This is a genomic window from Listeria booriae, from assembly GCF_000766865.1.
GTDB lineage: Bacteria > Bacillota > Bacilli > Lactobacillales > Listeriaceae > Listeria_A > Listeria_A booriae.
Map to the genome: position 1 here is coordinate 17652 of NZ_JNFA01000007.1, position 15893 is coordinate 33544.

Consider the following 15893-nt stretch of genomic DNA (forward strand, 5'->3'; position numbering starts at 1 on the left):
CTTATACCTCCTTGCTCTCAGCTTTTTTGTTGAGATATTCTGTAAGCTTGTCGAGTAGCGCAATTAATCTCTCCATTTCTTCTTTACCCAAAAAAGAGGTCATATCCTCAAAATTCTTGTGAAAAGTTTCGATTATTTTCGCTACTACTTCTTCTCCCCGCGCTGTAAGCTGAATATATGCGGCTCTTTTGTCTTCAGGATCTTGGGTGCGAATGATAAAGCCTCTTTCTTCCAAAGCGTTCATCTGCTGTGTCACGCTCGGTTTAGACACTCTTAAGATAGCTGTTACATCTGCTACTTTCATACCAAGATCATGCTTATGGTGCCGCAAGCCATGGTGTAACATAAATAGGAAACGTGTCTCGGAACGCTTTAAACCAGGCACTTTAAAATTTTGCATTTCTGCTCGTTTAAAGTTCGCAAATGCTCTCACAACCGATTGACCTAAATCTTCCTCTGGATTATGCACAACCTCTAGCCTCCCTTTTTATTTAGTTTACTTAATTAAGTATATTCTTTCTACCTATAAAGTCAAGCAAAAACAGCTCCCAGCATTTACTGCCAGAAGCTGCTCATTATGTTATTATTAATACGCTGTCCAACCCGCATCAGCTGTGATTACTGTACCATTCACGAAACTAGAATCATCTGAACCTAAGAATAAAGCGACTTTCGCGATTTCTGAAGCTTCGCCGACACGTGGATTTGTACCCATACCAATCATCGCCCGCTCTTGACCGAATTCATCTGGAGCGTAAAGCGTTGTCCCAATATTTGTATTGACGGCCCCTGGTGCAATCGCGTTACAACGAATATTTTTGTTAGCATATTGGAAGCCAACGTTCTTCGTAAAACCAACAACGGCATGCTTGGAAGCTGTGTACGCTGCGCCTGCGCGTGAGCCGAATAATCCACCAGCAGACGCGATATTTACTATCACACCATTTCCTTGTTTTTCAAAGATGCTAATTGCTTTTCGTGTTGTCCGCATAACACCTGTTGTATTAATCGCAAAAACACGATCCCACAGTTCATCTGTCACTTCTCCTGCAGGAACAAAATTATCCATAATTCCCGCATTATTTACTAGTATATCAAGTGTTCCGTAAGTTTCTACGGCTTTATCAATCATCGCTTGGACGTCTTCTTCTTTCATTACATTCGCAACGACTGCTAAAGCTTCCCCATTATTCGCTTTAATTTCGTCAACGGTTTTTTGTGCTTCTTCTAATTGAATATCTGCGACAACCACTTTCGCGCCTTCTTTTGCGTAAAGTTCCGCAATTTGGCGACCCATTCCTGATGCTGCACCAGTTACTACTGCTACTTTTCCAGCTAATTTACTCATGATCTATTTCCTCCTTCAAATTCATTGCGCAAGGATACAAGTACCCTATACCCCATAGTATAGCCCTCCGAGTGGCCCCTTTCAATCAGTAATGAAAGCGGTTTTTGTTGCTTTAGCATCACTTTTGCGGTATATGTATACTAACTCCAAAAAAGGACGTGAAAAAAATGAATCCGCCCAAAACTGATCGCCGTATCAAAAAAACGAAAGCATCGTTCACAAACGCCCTACTGACACTTCTTGACGAAAAAGACTTCAAAAAAATTACCGTCACTGACATTGTTACCCGCGCAGATGTCAACCGCGGCACCTTCTACAAACATTACCAAGAAAAAGAAGACCTGCTAAACGAAATCATTTCGGACGTATTGCAAAACCTTGAAATCGCCTACCAAGATCCTTATACAAAAAAAGAGCATTTCTCCGTCGAAACCCTCACCCCATCTATGGTCAAAATTTTCGATCACGTCTATGCGCATCAATTATTTTATAAACAAGCCATTCAAGATAAATTCCAACCTGGATTTCAAAATCAACTCTGCGACGTGATTCGCCGAATTGCTCTGCGCGATTTCTCCGTCGTCTTGCAAAAATCGCCAGCCAATCCAGAACTTCATGCGAGCTATCAGGCCCACGCAATTTTTGGACTAATTGTATATTGGGTACAGCATGATTTTGCGTATCCGCCGGCGTACATGTCTGAGCAGTTGCTTCAGATTATACATGCCGATACTTCATTTACTTTTTAGTAATTGTTACAGTTCGGTATCATTTGTCGATTCGTCTATACTTTTAACTAAGCCCTACCTTATAATAGAGTTATTATGATGGAGATACCCAAATTCCATTAACATCACGGTTTATTAATCGCTTTATGGAAAGGAGCGGGTCATATGGAAGAAAGTCAGACAACAACAAAATTAAGCTTATTTTCACTAGCATGGCCGATTTTTATTGAACAGTTTTTGCGGGTGATGATTAGTTATGTTACGGTTTTTATGTTGGGACACTATTCCGATGATGCCGTTGCAGCGACTGGGGTTGCCAATCAGATTTTGGTGATTTCAGTAATTATGTTTGCTTTTATTAGTGTAGGTGTGCAAATTTTAGTAGCGCAGATGATTGGGGCGCGGAAACACGGGCTGATTGAGCAGGTTATTACGAACGGGATTGTATTCTCGGTTGTGATTGGTGCTATTGTAAGCCTTATCTTCCTATTCTTGTCGACGCAGTTTTTGACATGGATGGGACTGGACCCACATTTAGTCGAAGTTGGAACACCATTTTTAGAAATTATCGGGGGGACTTCCATTTTGACCGCGATTCCGTATGCCATCATGCCGATTTTGCGGACCCATGGGCATGTGCGCCAAGCGATGTATATTCCAGTTGTAGCCGGACTTATCACAGTGGTTGGTAATTATCTTGTTTTATACGGACCGCTTTCCTATTTGGATTTAGGCGTAACAGGCGTTGGGATTGCAACAGTCGTCGGAAACGTAGTCGCCATCTTTTTATCGATTTGGTTGTTGCACCGCCATGTCGATTATCGCTTTCAATGGCACAAATTCAAGGATTTATCGCGCCGAACGATGTATTCCATTTTGCGCTTGGGGCTTCCTTCGGCTGGAGAAAATATGTCTTATGCGGGCTCACAGCTCATTGTTACCGCAATTATTGCCTTAATGGGAACCGATGCCCTAACCACAAAAGTGTATGCCTCCACTGTCAGCCAATTCGTCGCCTTATTCGCGATTTCGATTGGTCAGGCCTCACAAATCATTATTGGTCGCGCAGTTGGTGCAAAAGAAGTGGATCGTGCTTATAAACAAGGTTTTCGTAGTTGGCGAATTGGTTTAATTATCGCCGTTGCGGTCAGTGTCTTGATCTATATTTTCTCAGAACCGATTATGCATTTATTTACATCCAATGAAAACATTATCGCAATGACAAAGCAACTTTTCTTACTATCGATCTTTTTAGAAATTGGTAGATCCACGAACATTATCATTATTAGCAGTTTAAATTCGACTGGAGATGTGCGTTTCCCGTTCATTGTCGGGATTATCGTCATGTGGATTGTCAGCCTCCCGTTCTCCTATGCGCTTGGAATTACAGCAGGTATGGGACTTGTCGGCGTTTGGCTAGCCTACATTATTGACGAAGGACTTCGCGGATGCCTCATGGTTTACAGGTGGCGCTCGAAAGTCTGGTCTCTAAAATCAGTGTTATAAGGTGTTTTGCTGGGTGCATGAAAGAGTCTGGGGCATAACCCAAATAAATCGGCGACAAGCGCTCGCATTCAGGGAGTTTGGCGGACTTCCGGTTCTCACATACACGAGTATGCTCCGCTTCCGGCTTCCACCAAACTCCCTGAATACAAACGCTTTCGCTCGATTTGTGTAAAGCAAAATTTTTCGTCTTACCCAAAGTAAATGACTCGGCGGTTTTGCTTTATCTTGAGTTTTGTCCCAACCTCTTGTTAATTCACTTCAATCATGTCATACGAACCGGTTTGGCGAGTGACTACAAGCTCAGAGCCGCCTCCACCGCCTGTTCGTTTCATTTCTCGATGGAAGTCACGGTGCTGCTTCATCCAAACCGTAAACTCCTCCTTAGACGCCCAGCGTGACACGTTCATTACCGTCGACTTACGCGCTCCTTCTTTCAACCAAACTTCATATCCTAAAAAGCCTTCAAACTCAGCCATTTCTTCGCGATGATGCGCTACAGATTGCAACATTTTCTCCTTATTCGTCGTTTCAAACTCAATACTCACTGTTTCAATATGCATAACGCCACCTACTCTTTCTCATTGATAATCATTTTCAATTATATTTTCTTCATTCTAATTGATACACCTTCTCATTGTCAACTATTTAATACAGCATTTTCTATACAAATATGGCATTTTGAGTTAGAATGAAGGTGACGTATCCTATTAAAAAGAGATTGGAGTGACTTAAAATATGTTAATTAAAAACCTTTGCATCCCAAAAATCAACTTAACGACCATTACTGAAAGTGCAACACTTAAAGAAACACTTGATATTCTAGAACAATCAGGTTACCGTTGCATTCCTGTATTAGATGATAAAGGCGAGAAGTTTATCGGGAACATCTACAAAATGCATATTTACCGCCACGCAGCGAACGGTGGAAGCCTTGGCGAACCTGTAACAAGCCTTATCAAAAACCAAACGAAATTCATTAGTATTAATTCTTCTTTTTTCGAAGTTTTCTTCACCATAAAAGAACTGCCATATATCGCGGTTATTAATGACCAAGGCGATTTTTACGGTATTTTAACGCACGGTAAATTGCTCGGAGTTCTACAAGATGCTTGGAATGTCGATTCAGGAAGCTACGTGCTGACAATTGCTACCGGCGAAGTTCCAGGTTCTTTAACCAAAATCACTAAAATCATCGACAAACATACAACAATCGCGAGCCTAATCACAATGGACTCACAAGCCGAAGATTACATTCGCCGCGTACTCGTGACACTTCCAGCTGGTATATCCGAGGAAGAAAAGAATAACATCGTTACGAACTTAGAACGCAAAGGCTTACGTGTCATCGAAGTCGAACATCTGAAATTACCTAAGAAATAAAGAAACAAAGCTGGGTGCTACTATCCAGCTTTTTCCTTGCGCAAAAAAATGTTTTTAAAACCCCTTGAATATTCATTCGTTTACATCTATAATTATCTTATTGAGAATAGTTTTCAATTACAGGAGGTTTAAGGATGAAAAAGAAAAAATTCACAGCACTTCTTCTCGTCGTTCTAACATTAGGCTTGGTACTGGCTGCATGTGGTGGCGGTTCAAGTAGTTCAAGTGATGACGAGGCGAAACAAGAAAAGAAAGCACGCACACTAACGGATGCACTTGATCGCAAAGTAGAAGTTCCAGCAACACCGAAGAAAATCGTAGCGATTCAAAACGCTGGCGAACTTTACGCGTTAGATATTAAACCAGCTGCAACAACAGATTACTACATGGGCATTTACCCTGACTTCTTAAAGGGTGTAGAAAATATCGGCGGTGACAAACCAAATGTCGAAAAAATCGCCGCACTAAAACCGGACTTAATCATCATTTCCGATTATCAAAAAGACATGTTGACTAATTTGGAAAAAATCGCACCGGTTTACGCAACTAAATTTGGCGTAACACCAGATGAGCAATTAACAGATATTGCCAATCTAGTAAACGCCAAAGATGCTGAAAAAGCATACCAAAAGAAATACGCGAAAGAAACTGAAGAAGCTAAAGCAACATTGAAAAAAGACGGCATTGAAAACCAAAAAGCCGCTGTTGTCCAATTCTGGGGCAAAGAAACATATATCCATGATCCAATCGTATTCGGCGGCCTATACGACGCTGGTTTCACACCAACCGAAGCCGCTAAAAAGAATACCGAAACAAAAGCCATCGCAACAGAAGCAGTTCCAGCCTATGTTGGTGATGCAGATCAATTCTTTATTTTAACACCAGAAGGTAAAACAACAGAAGACGTTAGCACATTACTTTCAGGTATTTGGAAAGACATCCCGGCTGTCAAAGCAGGCCATGTCTATCTTGTCGACAATGACAAATGGAGCAACTACACAGCCCCATCTAGAGAATACCAAATGCAAGACGCTATCGACAAAATCACGAAGAAATAACAAAACAGGATTTACTGCGCCCCCAAACGTAGTAAATCCTGTTTTTTAATGGTTCAGCAACTCGTAAATATGATTATTCACCTTGCCGAACGATTTTATATTATTTTGGATGTTAGAAAGTAGGACAACGCATGTTTTGCCGCTATGACTGAAGCTATTCGATACATTCCAACCACTTAACACACCATGACTATTATAACTTCCTGGATCAGCATAAAAGCCCATACCATATCCCGAAGAACTTCCAGCTGTAAACATTTTCTCAAAACTCGTATCATTAATCAGTTTGCGATTTGACAAAGCGCGGTCAAATAAAAACATATCCGTCGCCGACATATAAATATCACCACAACCATAAAGCTGAGATAAGTCAGGCAAGTACGGCGTTTTATACGTCCCATCTTTCTTAATACTGTACCCTACTGACCGCTCTTTCTCCTTATCAAATGTCGTATACATACCCGAATGTGTCATCCCCGCAGGTTTGAAAATATTGTTTTGCAGGTAATTAATTAATTTCTCACCACTTAATTGTTCGACAATATAGCCTAAAACACTATAATTTGAATCTTGATAATCCCATTTCCCAGGCTGCCGCTTAATGCCTTGCGCCTCAATATCTTTCACCAAATCAGCCGGACTAATCTTCGCGTTTTCTTCCGTGTGACCAACAATGCCCGACGTATGATTTAATAAATTTTTCAATGTAATGGTGTTGCCGTTCGGAAAATCTGGCAAATAGCGCGATACTGGATCAGAGACTTGCAATTTCCCGCGCTCTTCCAACTGCAAAATCGCCGTTGCAATCAATGCTTTCTGAGAAGAACCGATATAGTAGACCGTGTCAGGCGTATTCGCAATATCCTTCTCTCGGTTCGCAACCCCATAACCTTTATTCAGCACAATTTTGCCTTCCCGGTAAACCAATGCTGTACCACTAAATCCGAGACTTTCTAAATAATTATCAATTTCTTCATTTTCTACTATCGTTTTCGTTTTTTGCTCCGCAGGTTTCGCGGGTGCCTTTGCTGGTGGCTTATTCGTTGTCTTCTTCTCCGTTGCCACTGACTTATTCTCCAAGTTCTCCGGTGTAATCCACTTCACCACAATGAAAATACTCGCCAACAATAAAAAAATCAGACCAACACCAACATAAAAATCACGTTTTCGTTTTTTGCGCCGTTTGGAGGAGCGACTTGTTTCTGGAATTGCCATGTATTGTCCTCGTTTCTAAAATATTGCTCGCTTGCCCCCACACAATTCCCCAATTGTATAGTATATAACAACTATAGTAGTCGATTTTCGCTCGATTTGCAAATTAATATTTTGTATATTATAAATTTGGTGTTAGAATATAGCTACATCCAAGTTTACGCCGTATTTAACAGGGTATTGTTATTACGTATGCACAAAAAGAAATAAAAGAAAGAAGGAGATTAGAGTTATGGTACAAATCACAAAAGGTAAATTTGATGGTTTACAAAGACTTTCCAATGATAAAGGTATTATCGCAGCGCTCGCAATTGACCAACGCGGTTCTTTAAAGAAAATGATCCAAGAAGCAAAGGGTTCCGAGAGCGATAAAGATGTAGAAGACTTCAAGCAACTCGTTTCCGAAGAGTTAACGCCTTACGCATCTGCTATTCTTTTAGATCTTCAATATGGTACTCCTGCCATTAAAGCTCGTAACGAGAATTGCGGTTTACTAACTTCCTACGAAAAAACAGGCTATGACGCAACAACTCCTGGTAAATTGCCAGATTTAATTGCCGACTTATCTGCTTTGCGCATTAAAGAAAATGGCGGCGACGCAGTGAAAATTTTAGTGTATTATGATCCAGACGAGCCTGCTGAAATCAATGAAATCAAATATGCGTTCTTAGAGCGTATCGGTGCAGAATGTCGTGAAGTGGATATTCCGTTCTTCCTTGAACCAATTACGTACGATGCTAAAGTAACAGATTCAGCAAGCGCAGAATATGCCAAACTGAAACCTGCGAAAGTTAAAGCATCCATTAAAGAATTCTCCAAACCGCGTTATGGTGTGGATGTACTTAAACTAGAAGTTCCAGTTAACTTTAAATATGTAGAAGGCTTTGCAGAAGGCGAAACCGTTTATACGAAAGAAGAAGCTGGACGCCATTTTGAAGAATGTTCCGACTTAAGCCCACTGCCATTCATTTATTTGAGTGCTGGCGTAACGGCTGAACTTTTCCATAAAACAATCGCATTTGCCAATGAGCATAAAGTGCAATATAGCGGCGTACTTTGCGGACGCGCAACATGGAAGGACGGTATTGAAGTATACGGTAAACAAGGCGACGACGCATTGCGCGAATGGTTGCGTACACAAGGTAAAGAAAATATCACTTCCTTGGACGAACTATTAAACGCTGGCGCTTCCCCTTGGTGGTCAAAATACGGTTCATTTGAAGATGTACACGTTGTAGAAAAACAATAATCTAGAAGCAATATGAAAAAACAGAACTAGTTTCCGCTAGTTCTGTTTTTTTGAACCCTCTTAGAGGTTCAGTTCGTTGTAGTTAGCAACTTACTTCGTTAGTTTTATTATAAAACAGCGATGCTTTTTTTACTATGGATAAAGCGTGAACGTTTTTGGGTATTTTGCTTGTAGAGAACGCTTTCAGCTACTAAAAATAGTGATTTTGTGATTTTTCATAATCAGAGCAAAAAAAACGCCCTTTCCCACAAGTGAGAAAAGACGTTTTTGATTTGTAAATATTAACGTTTTGAGAACTGAGGTGCACGACGAGCGCCTTTAAGTCCTGGTTTTTTACGTTCTTTCATACGTGGGTCACGAGTTAATAGACCTGCGCGTTTTAGTGGAGAACGGTAGTCTGGTGCTACTTGTAGCAATGCACGTGAAATACCGTGACGGATTGCTCCAGCTTGACCAGTGTAACCACCACCATGTACGTTTACTAATACATCGTAGTTACCTAAAGTTTCTGTTGCAACTAAAGGTTGTTTAATAACTTCGCGAAGAGCCGCGAATGGAATGTAATCTTCCCAATCTCTATTGTTAATAACAACTTTGCCATCGCCTGGTACTAAACGTACACGAGCTACTGAGCTTTTACGACGACCTGTTCCATAATATTGTACTTGAGCCACTTTGCTTTCCCTCCTCTTCTAATTATCCGCGTAATTGATACACTTCTGGTTGTTGCGCAGCATGTTCGTGCTCAGCCCCACCATAAACGTGTAATTTTTTGAATAGTTGACGTCCTAGAGAGTTCTTTGGAAGCATTCCTTTTACAGAAAGTTCGATTAGTCTCTCAGGATTGTTCGTACGTAGGTCACCCGCTGTACGTGATTTCAAACCGCCTGGATATTGAGAGTGACGGTAGTAGATTTTGTCAGTTGCTTTCTTACCAGTTAAACCAACTTTACCTGCATTAATAATAATTACGAAGTCCCCAGTATCAACATGAGGAGTAAATTGTGGCTTTGTTTTACCACGCAAGATTGAAGCGACTTCACTAGATAAACGACCAAGTGAAACACCCTCTGCGTCAATAACATACCATTTACGTTCTACTTCGCCTGGTTTTGCCATATAAGTTGTACGCATAATTTTCCCTCCTAAATTTAAGAAAAATGCGATCTGTAAACCGTTCCATAGCCCACAATCCGCTTTTCGATCTTTACATTTTCATTGTTCTATTCAACACAACAAACTTTCCGGGGCTTATTGTGGGGCAAACAATACCATAGTCAATAATACAGTTTTTACACGCAAAAGTCAATGCGATTATGAAAAAAATTTCAAAATACTAATCGTAGTAAACTTCCCACAAAAACAAGCCTTGCGGTGAGGCGGTTTTGGCACCTTTTGTCCGATCTTGTGCTTCTAAATTTTCTTTCACTTGCTGAGCGCTCAGCCGTCCATTACCAACGTCTAGCAATGTCCCAACTAAAATCCGCACCATGTTGTATAAAAAACCATTTCCTTTAAAAGAAAACGTCAATGTATCGCCAACTTCTATTATATCAATCGCATAAATCGTCCGCACTTTGTCTTCCCGACCAGAACCCGCCGCACAAAAGCTAGTGAAATCATGTTCTCCCGTCAATACATCCGCTGCCTCGCGCATCTTCGCTATATCTAAAGCAAATGGATAATGTAGCGCAAAACGCCTTGCAAAGGGGTCAAAAACCGCCGAACGGTTCACAAAATAACGATATTCCTTCCCAGTTGTACCGAATCGCGCGTGAAAATCCGACGCCACTTCCTCCACTGAAACAAAACTAATATCGTAAGGCGTATACGTTTGCAATGCCTTACGATATTTATCAGGCGGAATTAGAAGCGGCGAATCGAAATGAATGACTTGCCCTTTTGCATGAACTCCTGTATCCGTACGGCCAGAACCGACAATTTTGACAGGCGTTCCTTTATGCATGCGTTGTAGCGCTTTTTCGATTTCTTCTTGTACTGTGCGTCCGTTTGGCTGAATTTGATAGCCTACGAAATCCGTACCGTCATATTGAATTATCGCCTTAAATCGTTTCATTTTTCATACCTCACTTATGTCCGTAGCCAGAATAACAACGCCGTAACAACAAGCATCATCACTAGCAAAAACGTATCCGAAAAGCGCCATGATAGCAGTCTGAATTTCGTTCGACCTTTACCGCCACGATAACCGCGCGCTTCCATGGCTATCGCTAAATCCTCTGCCCGTTTAAATGCACTGATAAACAATGGCACGAGTAGCGGCACAATCGCCTTCATTCGTTCTTTAATCGGGCCACTCGAAAACTCCACACCACGAGCTTTTTGCGCCTTCATAATTTTTTCTGTTTCATCCATTAATGTTGGAATAAAACGCAGCGCAATACTTAGCATCAACGCCAATTCATGGACCGGAAAGCGAACATAGCGCAATAACGCGAGCATGCTTTCAATCCCGTCCGTCAACTCAATCGGGCTTGTCGTAAGCGTAAGCAATGTCGTCATAAAAATAATCAACACAAAACGCGCAAAAATCATCGCCCCGTTCATCAATCCAAGACTAGTGACGTGAATCGGTCCCCACTCAAAATAAGTTGTCCCACCTTGCGTAAAAAAAACTTGCAACAACAGCGTCAAAATAATCAACCAAAACACTGGCTGCAGTCCTTTGATAAAGAACATGAAAGGCACGCGCGACGCAAACAACAAACTGAGTACAAAGACAAAAAGTAGCGCATACGTCACCCAATTATTCGCCAAAAACACAATCACGATAAAATACATCACGGCAGTAATTTTGGCACGAGGATCTAATCGGTGTAGCCATGACTCCCCGGGAATAAAGCGGCCGAGAATCATCTTATCCATCATCCGCCAGCCACGCCCTTCCCAAGAAACGGCACCATTTCACCTACTAATTCATCAATTGTTAAACATGTTTTCCCTAAAGTCACCGCAAACCGCTGTTCAAATCGTCGTTGGAAATGCACCACATCTGGAACCGAAAGCCCGAGTTCCGTCAATTTATCAGGATTACTAAAAGCTTCGCGCGGAGTCGCAATTTGCTCCACTGTTCCACCTTTCATCAAGACCACTTTTTCGGCATATGTCGCGGCATCTTCCATGCTATGCGTTACCAAGACCGTTGTAAGCCCTTTTGACTTGTGCAAGTTCGCAAACATTTCCATAATTTCATGGCGCCCGTTCGGATCAAGCCCTGCAGTCGGTTCATCCAACACCAAAACCTCCGGGTCCATCGCCAAAACACCAGCAATCGCCACACGACGCATTTGGCCGCCAGAAAGTTCAAACGGTGAACGCGTCAAAATCTCCTCTGTCAAGCCGACTTCAACGATGACTTTGCATGCTCTCGCCTTCGCATCTTCCTCTGACACACCAAAATTCAGCGGACCAAAACAAATATCTTTTTCCACCGTTTCTTCAAATAATTGCGCCTCTGGAAATTGAAACACAATACCGACTCGTTTACGTATATCGCGTAATCCTTTTTGCTTTTCACCAGCTTTAATCACACGGTCTCCTAGCGTCACAACGCCTTCTGTCGGAGTTAGCAGGGCATTTAGATGCTGCAATAAAGTAGACTTGCCCGAACCAGTATGACCAATAATCGCCGTATAACTTCCCGAATCAAGCGAAACACTGACATCTTGAAGCGCCCGCGTCTCAAATGGTGAATTTTTTTGATAACAATAACCTACTTGTTCAAATGTAATGTCCATAATTGCTCCATCAGTGCCCCTTCCATCAAGCTTCGGTCCGTAAGCGGGATTCCAGCAAGTTCTAATTTTTCCTGTAGTGACGTAATAAACGGCACGCCTAAGCCAATTCTGCGCATCTCCTGTGCCTGCTCAAAAATTTCTTTCGGCGTTCCTTCCAAGTGTCGCGTTCCCTGATTCATGACAATCACCCGGTCGGCCAAAACTACTTCGTCCAAATCATGCGTAATCGAAATGACCGTAATCGCCTCGCGCTCCCGCATCACTCGAATCGTCTCCATCACCTCAGCCCTACCACGCGGATCAAGCATCGAAGTCGCCTCATCCAGTATAATAACGTCCGGCTGCAATGCAAGCACCCCAGCAATCGCTACACGCTGTTTCTGACCACCCGAAAGGCGCGATGGCTCATGTAACGCATATTTCTGCATACCGACCTCATCAAGCGCTCTGTCGACACGCTCCACCATAAGCTCGTGCGGGACACCATGATTCTCCAAGCCAAACGCCACATCATCCTGCACCGTCGCCCCAACAAACTGATTGTCCGGATTTTGAAAAACCATCCCGACTTGCTTTCTAATATCCCAAATCGTTTTTTCCCCTAATTTAAAATGGCCAATTTTCACCATACCGTCCGTCGGAAACAACAAACCGTTCAGCAATTTTGCAATCGTCGACTTACCCGAACCATTATGCCCAACAATCGCAAGCCATTCCCCTTTTTCAACCGTAAAAGAAACATCTTTCACAGCAAAATCTGGCGCATCCTCATATTTATAACTCACGTGATCCAATTTCACAAAATCATTCGACATCACGCACACCTCACTCTCACACGTTCCTATTTCTCTGCTTCATTATAGTATAAAAAAAGACCCCACGCAAAGAAAGATTTCTTCCACCCAAATTCCAAGCCCAATTATAGCAAAACCAACACGCTCCAACTACAAAATTTCAACATCCATGTAATAGCATAAAAGAAGCGCCAAAATCGAACATTTTAGCAAAAACTGTTCACAATATGTCCATGTACTTCGATTTCCAGAGATGCTATACTTTATCAAAGTACACTTAATAATCTTATTATTCATTGTTACTTCAAGAAACACAACTACTAAAGAAAGGAGAATATTTTGATGCATCCTGTGACAGAACAACACGTAATTTATGCAATGGATAAAAGCACGAACCCAAGCATGAGAGTCGATAATGGCGCTGTAATCACAATCAATACACCCGATTGCTTTAACAATCAAATTAAATCCGAAAACCAGCCACTAAATCTCCTCAATTGGAAAGAAATGCATCCAGCAGCAGGCCCAATTTTTATTAACGAAGCAGAACCTGGCGACATTTTGGCTGTTACAATAGAGAAAATTCAAATAATGGGGCACGCAACAATCCTTACCGCTCCAGGACTTGGCTTACTCGGCGGTGAACTAGAAGAACACGTCGTTCGCCATCTCCCAATCGTTAACAACAAACTTATTTTTTCAAAGAAAATGGCAATTCCTATCAAAAAAAGAATTGGCATCATTGGAACAGCACCATCTGGATTGCCCGTCCCATGTAGTCTCTCAGACACACACGGCGGCAACATCGGCTCCCAAGACGTAAAAGAAGGCACAACACTATTCCTTCCCGTTAACGTCTCTGGCGCCCTCTTAGCACTTGGCAACATACACATAGCGTTAGCAGACGGTGAAGTATCTTTTTCCGGCGCTAGCATCCCAAGCCAAGTAACCGTACGCTTACAAGTAGTCAAAAATAAACAATGGCCGACACCAAGCCTTATCTGCGAAGATAAAATTATCACCATCGCATCTGCGCCAACACTTGATGAAGCAAGCATCATAGCAACTCGCAACATGACACAACTCCTAACAGCCACAACACACACATTGCGTTCAGAAGCTATCATGCTACTATCACTAGCCGGCGATTTACGAATCAGCCAAGTCAACAACAAGACCAAAGTAGCCCGCATGGAACTACCATTACACTACTGGTCTGAGAATCCGTTCTTATAACCACTTAAACACAATTACTACACAAACCTTCCCGTTTTCGTGTAATGATTGTGTTTTATTTTTTTACTCAAACGAAACAGCTTGCAACTCCTTCTCAAGAAATCCCGCCAAGCGCTCCGCCTCCATTTTCACCCGCTTCTTATCACTCACCGATAAGCGCCCAAACAAATAACAAGTAAACGCAATGTTCTGCCCCTTAATCACGTACCGCCAAGTCCCTCTAATCTCCCCGTCAATCAAAATCACCGCTTCAATATGTCCCGCAGTCCGCCAAATATCCCGCTCATACTTCAAATCCGCAAACCACCCCTTGTCCGCAAAACTCACAAACAAAGGATCAAATTTCCCTAACAATTTCACACTAGAAACAACATCTTGCCTTGCCAAATCCACATCCCCAACAGGCAAAAAATATTGTTTCCCATCCACATCAAAGCGCTCCAAACGCTCCTCGATCCCCCGAAAATCATCCATAAACACATAATTCGGCAACCCACTCCAATGCTTAAAATCCACCAATGTCGCCGGCCCATAACAAGCAAAATACCGATACAAAAAGTCTTCCATTGCCCCAGCTTGATCCCCCGTCCAACTCTCCACCGACTCATTCGAAATCCACTTCCGATGCGCATAAAATCGCGTCTTAGGCCGTTCAGGAACCGCATAAATCCCACCTGTCAAAGAAGCCTCAATCAAAACTCCGCCCCACGTCATCATTTTTTTTGCCTGTTCCCCAAGTAGCGCAGCAATCTCATCCTTCCGAACATAGCGCTTCGTCCGCGCCAAACTATCAATCTTGCCCAGCACATCATCTAAATCAACACCCAGCTCCTCACAATGTTTCCTAACCCAGGTCCGTCTCGGCGCATAAATCGCATTCAAATTTTCCCATTCATCAACACCATACAAATGCACCGTCGTCCGTTGCCCCCACAACTTTATAAGCCCACCATCCGCATACACCCGATTCAACCCGTCCAAAGTCACCCCTGAAGACACCCGATGAAACAAACTAATCTCACCGAACTGCTGATACTGCGCCTGAATCCCAATCAATTTTTTCGCACATGCCTCCACAGAATCAAATCCATCTATCAATCCTGACTTCGCAATACGAATATTCCTAATTCCAACCCTACTCAAATCTCTCATCCTAATCCCCCATAACAAAAATAGCCTACAAATCATCAAGATTCATAGACTATTATAATTCATTTGCCCAGCAACGTTCTACTCTCACAAGGGGAAGCCCCTAACTACCATTGACGCTGAGAAGCTTAACTTCCGTGTTCGGGATGGGAACGGGTGTGACCTTCTCGCCATAATCACTAGACAAATGTATTCAATTAAGCTCCCAACCAGGCTTGAACTGGTGACCTCTTCCTTACCATGGAAGTGCTCTACCTACTGAGCTATGGAAGCAACAACTCAAGTATTCTGAAAAACCTGTACAAATAAAAATAAGGCTCCACAGGCAAGACTCGAACTTGCGACCGATCGGTTAACAGCCGATTGCTCTACCAACTGAGCTACTGTGGAATAATCATTGCCCGGCGACGACCTACTCTCACAGGGGGAAGCCCCCTACTACCATCGGCGCTGAAAAGCTTAACTTCCGTGTTCG

Annotated in this window: 17 protein-coding genes, 2 tRNA genes and 2 rRNA genes; 6 read left to right on the forward strand and 15 right to left on the reverse strand. The window is 42.5% G+C overall.

Annotated elements, in window-relative coordinates; translation table 11 throughout:
• Position 1: 1 nt before the first annotated feature.
• Both EP57_RS03190 and EP57_RS03195 read right to left on the reverse strand, forming a co-directional pair.
• Positions 2–469, reverse strand: coding sequence for a MarR family winged helix-turn-helix transcriptional regulator (locus EP57_RS03190; protein ID WP_036084190.1), 468 nt, complete (start codon positions 467–469; stop codon positions 2–4).
• Positions 470–586: 117 nt separating this feature from the next.
• Positions 587–1348: an SDR family oxidoreductase gene (locus EP57_RS03195; protein WP_036084193.1), complete on the reverse strand. Its 762-nt coding sequence runs from the start codon at positions 1346–1348 to the stop codon at positions 587–589.
• Between the two features lie 167 nt (positions 1349–1515).
• Between EP57_RS03195 and EP57_RS03200 the strand changes: the two genes are divergently transcribed.
• Together EP57_RS03200 and EP57_RS03205 are read left to right on the forward strand one after the other, a co-directional pair.
• Positions 1516–2097 carry a TetR/AcrR family transcriptional regulator gene (locus EP57_RS03200; RefSeq protein ID WP_036084196.1) on the forward strand — a complete coding sequence of 194 codons (582 nt, stop codon included), beginning with the start codon at positions 1516–1518 and terminating at the stop codon, positions 2095–2097.
• A 144-nt stretch (positions 2098–2241) separates the two neighbouring features.
• Positions 2242–3582, forward strand: coding sequence for an MATE family efflux transporter (locus EP57_RS03205; protein ID WP_036084199.1), 1341 nt, complete (start codon positions 2242–2244; stop codon positions 3580–3582).
• A gap of 248 nt (positions 3583–3830) precedes the next feature.
• Here EP57_RS03205 and EP57_RS03210 read toward each other — a convergent pair whose 3' ends face one another.
• The gene (locus EP57_RS03210; protein ID WP_036084201.1) at positions 3831–4142 is read right to left on the reverse strand and encodes an antibiotic biosynthesis monooxygenase family protein; all 312 of its coding nucleotides are present in this window, start codon (positions 4140–4142) and stop codon (positions 3831–3833) included.
• 175 nt (positions 4143–4317) lie between these two features.
• Between EP57_RS03210 and cbpA the strand changes: the two genes are divergently transcribed.
• Both cbpA and EP57_RS03220 read left to right on the forward strand, forming a co-directional pair.
• The gene (cbpA, locus tag EP57_RS03215; protein ID WP_036084205.1) at positions 4318–4962 is read left to right on the forward strand and encodes a cyclic di-AMP binding protein CbpA; all 645 of its coding nucleotides are present in this window, start codon (positions 4318–4320) and stop codon (positions 4960–4962) included.
• Between the two features lie 134 nt (positions 4963–5096).
• Positions 5097–6020: an ABC transporter substrate-binding protein gene (locus EP57_RS03220; RefSeq protein ID WP_036084208.1), complete on the forward strand. Its 924-nt coding sequence runs from the start codon at positions 5097–5099 to the stop codon at positions 6018–6020.
• A 45-nt stretch (positions 6021–6065) separates the two neighbouring features.
• Here the strand turns inward: EP57_RS03220 and EP57_RS03225 are convergent, their stop codons facing one another.
• A complete protein-coding gene (locus tag EP57_RS03225) occupies positions 6066–7235 on the reverse strand; it encodes a serine hydrolase domain-containing protein (RefSeq protein WP_036084211.1) in 1170 nt (389 codons plus the stop codon).
• Positions 7236–7464: 229 nt separating this feature from the next.
• On the opposite strand from EP57_RS03225, the gene EP57_RS03230 reads away from it, so the two are divergent.
• Positions 7465–8481: a tagatose-bisphosphate aldolase gene (locus EP57_RS03230; RefSeq protein WP_036084213.1), complete on the forward strand. Its 1017-nt coding sequence runs from the start codon at positions 7465–7467 to the stop codon at positions 8479–8481.
• A 281-nt stretch (positions 8482–8762) separates the two neighbouring features.
• Here EP57_RS03230 and rpsI read toward each other — a convergent pair whose 3' ends face one another.
• From rpsI to EP57_RS03260, 6 genes are all read right to left on the reverse strand, one after another.
• The gene (gene rpsI / locus EP57_RS03235) at positions 8763–9155 is read right to left on the reverse strand and encodes a 30S ribosomal protein S9 (protein WP_036084215.1); all 393 of its coding nucleotides are present in this window, start codon (positions 9153–9155) and stop codon (positions 8763–8765) included.
• Between the two features lie 22 nt (positions 9156–9177).
• Positions 9178–9615 (reverse strand): 50S ribosomal protein L13, encoded by a 438-nt coding sequence (gene rplM / locus EP57_RS03240; protein ID WP_036084217.1) that lies wholly within the window; start codon positions 9613–9615, stop codon positions 9178–9180.
• A 202-nt stretch (positions 9616–9817) separates the two neighbouring features.
• A complete protein-coding gene (gene truA / locus EP57_RS03245; RefSeq protein ID WP_036084219.1) occupies positions 9818–10558 on the reverse strand; it encodes a tRNA pseudouridine(38-40) synthase TruA in 741 nt (246 codons plus the stop codon).
• 14 nt (positions 10559–10572) lie between these two features.
• A complete protein-coding gene (locus EP57_RS03250; protein WP_036084220.1) occupies positions 10573–11370 on the reverse strand; it encodes an energy-coupling factor transporter transmembrane component T family protein in 798 nt (265 codons plus the stop codon).
• Entirely contained in the window at positions 11367–12239 is an 873-nt protein-coding gene (locus EP57_RS03255) for an energy-coupling factor ABC transporter ATP-binding protein (protein ID WP_036084221.1), read from the reverse strand. The genes EP57_RS03250 and EP57_RS03255 overlap by 4 nt, the downstream gene beginning before the upstream one ends.
• A complete protein-coding gene (locus EP57_RS03260) occupies positions 12215–13054 on the reverse strand; it encodes an energy-coupling factor ABC transporter ATP-binding protein (RefSeq protein ID WP_036084224.1) in 840 nt (279 codons plus the stop codon). The genes EP57_RS03255 and EP57_RS03260 overlap by 25 nt, the downstream gene beginning before the upstream one ends.
• 321 nt (positions 13055–13375) lie before the next feature.
• Between EP57_RS03260 and EP57_RS03265 the strand changes: the two genes are divergently transcribed.
• Positions 13376–14269: an acetamidase/formamidase family protein gene (locus tag EP57_RS03265; protein ID WP_036084225.1), complete on the forward strand. Its 894-nt coding sequence runs from the start codon at positions 13376–13378 to the stop codon at positions 14267–14269.
• A gap of 63 nt (positions 14270–14332) precedes the next feature.
• Here the strand turns inward: EP57_RS03265 and EP57_RS03270 are convergent, their stop codons facing one another.
• The 5 genes from EP57_RS03270 to rrf (EP57_RS16370) form a co-directional block, all read right to left on the reverse strand.
• Positions 14333–15421 (reverse strand): DNA glycosylase AlkZ-like family protein, encoded by a 1089-nt coding sequence (locus EP57_RS03270; RefSeq protein ID WP_036084227.1) that lies wholly within the window; start codon positions 15419–15421, stop codon positions 14333–14335.
• A gap of 65 nt (positions 15422–15486) precedes the next feature.
• A 5S ribosomal RNA gene (gene rrf, locus EP57_RS03275) occupies positions 15487–15602 on the reverse strand.
• Between the two features lie 16 nt (positions 15603–15618).
• Positions 15619–15691, reverse strand: a tRNA-Thr gene (locus EP57_RS03280).
• Between the two features lie 44 nt (positions 15692–15735).
• Positions 15736–15808 (reverse strand) — tRNA-Asn (locus EP57_RS03285).
• 9 nt (positions 15809–15817) lie between these two features.
• Positions 15818–15893, reverse strand: a 5S ribosomal RNA gene (rrf, locus tag EP57_RS16370); the annotation flags it as partial.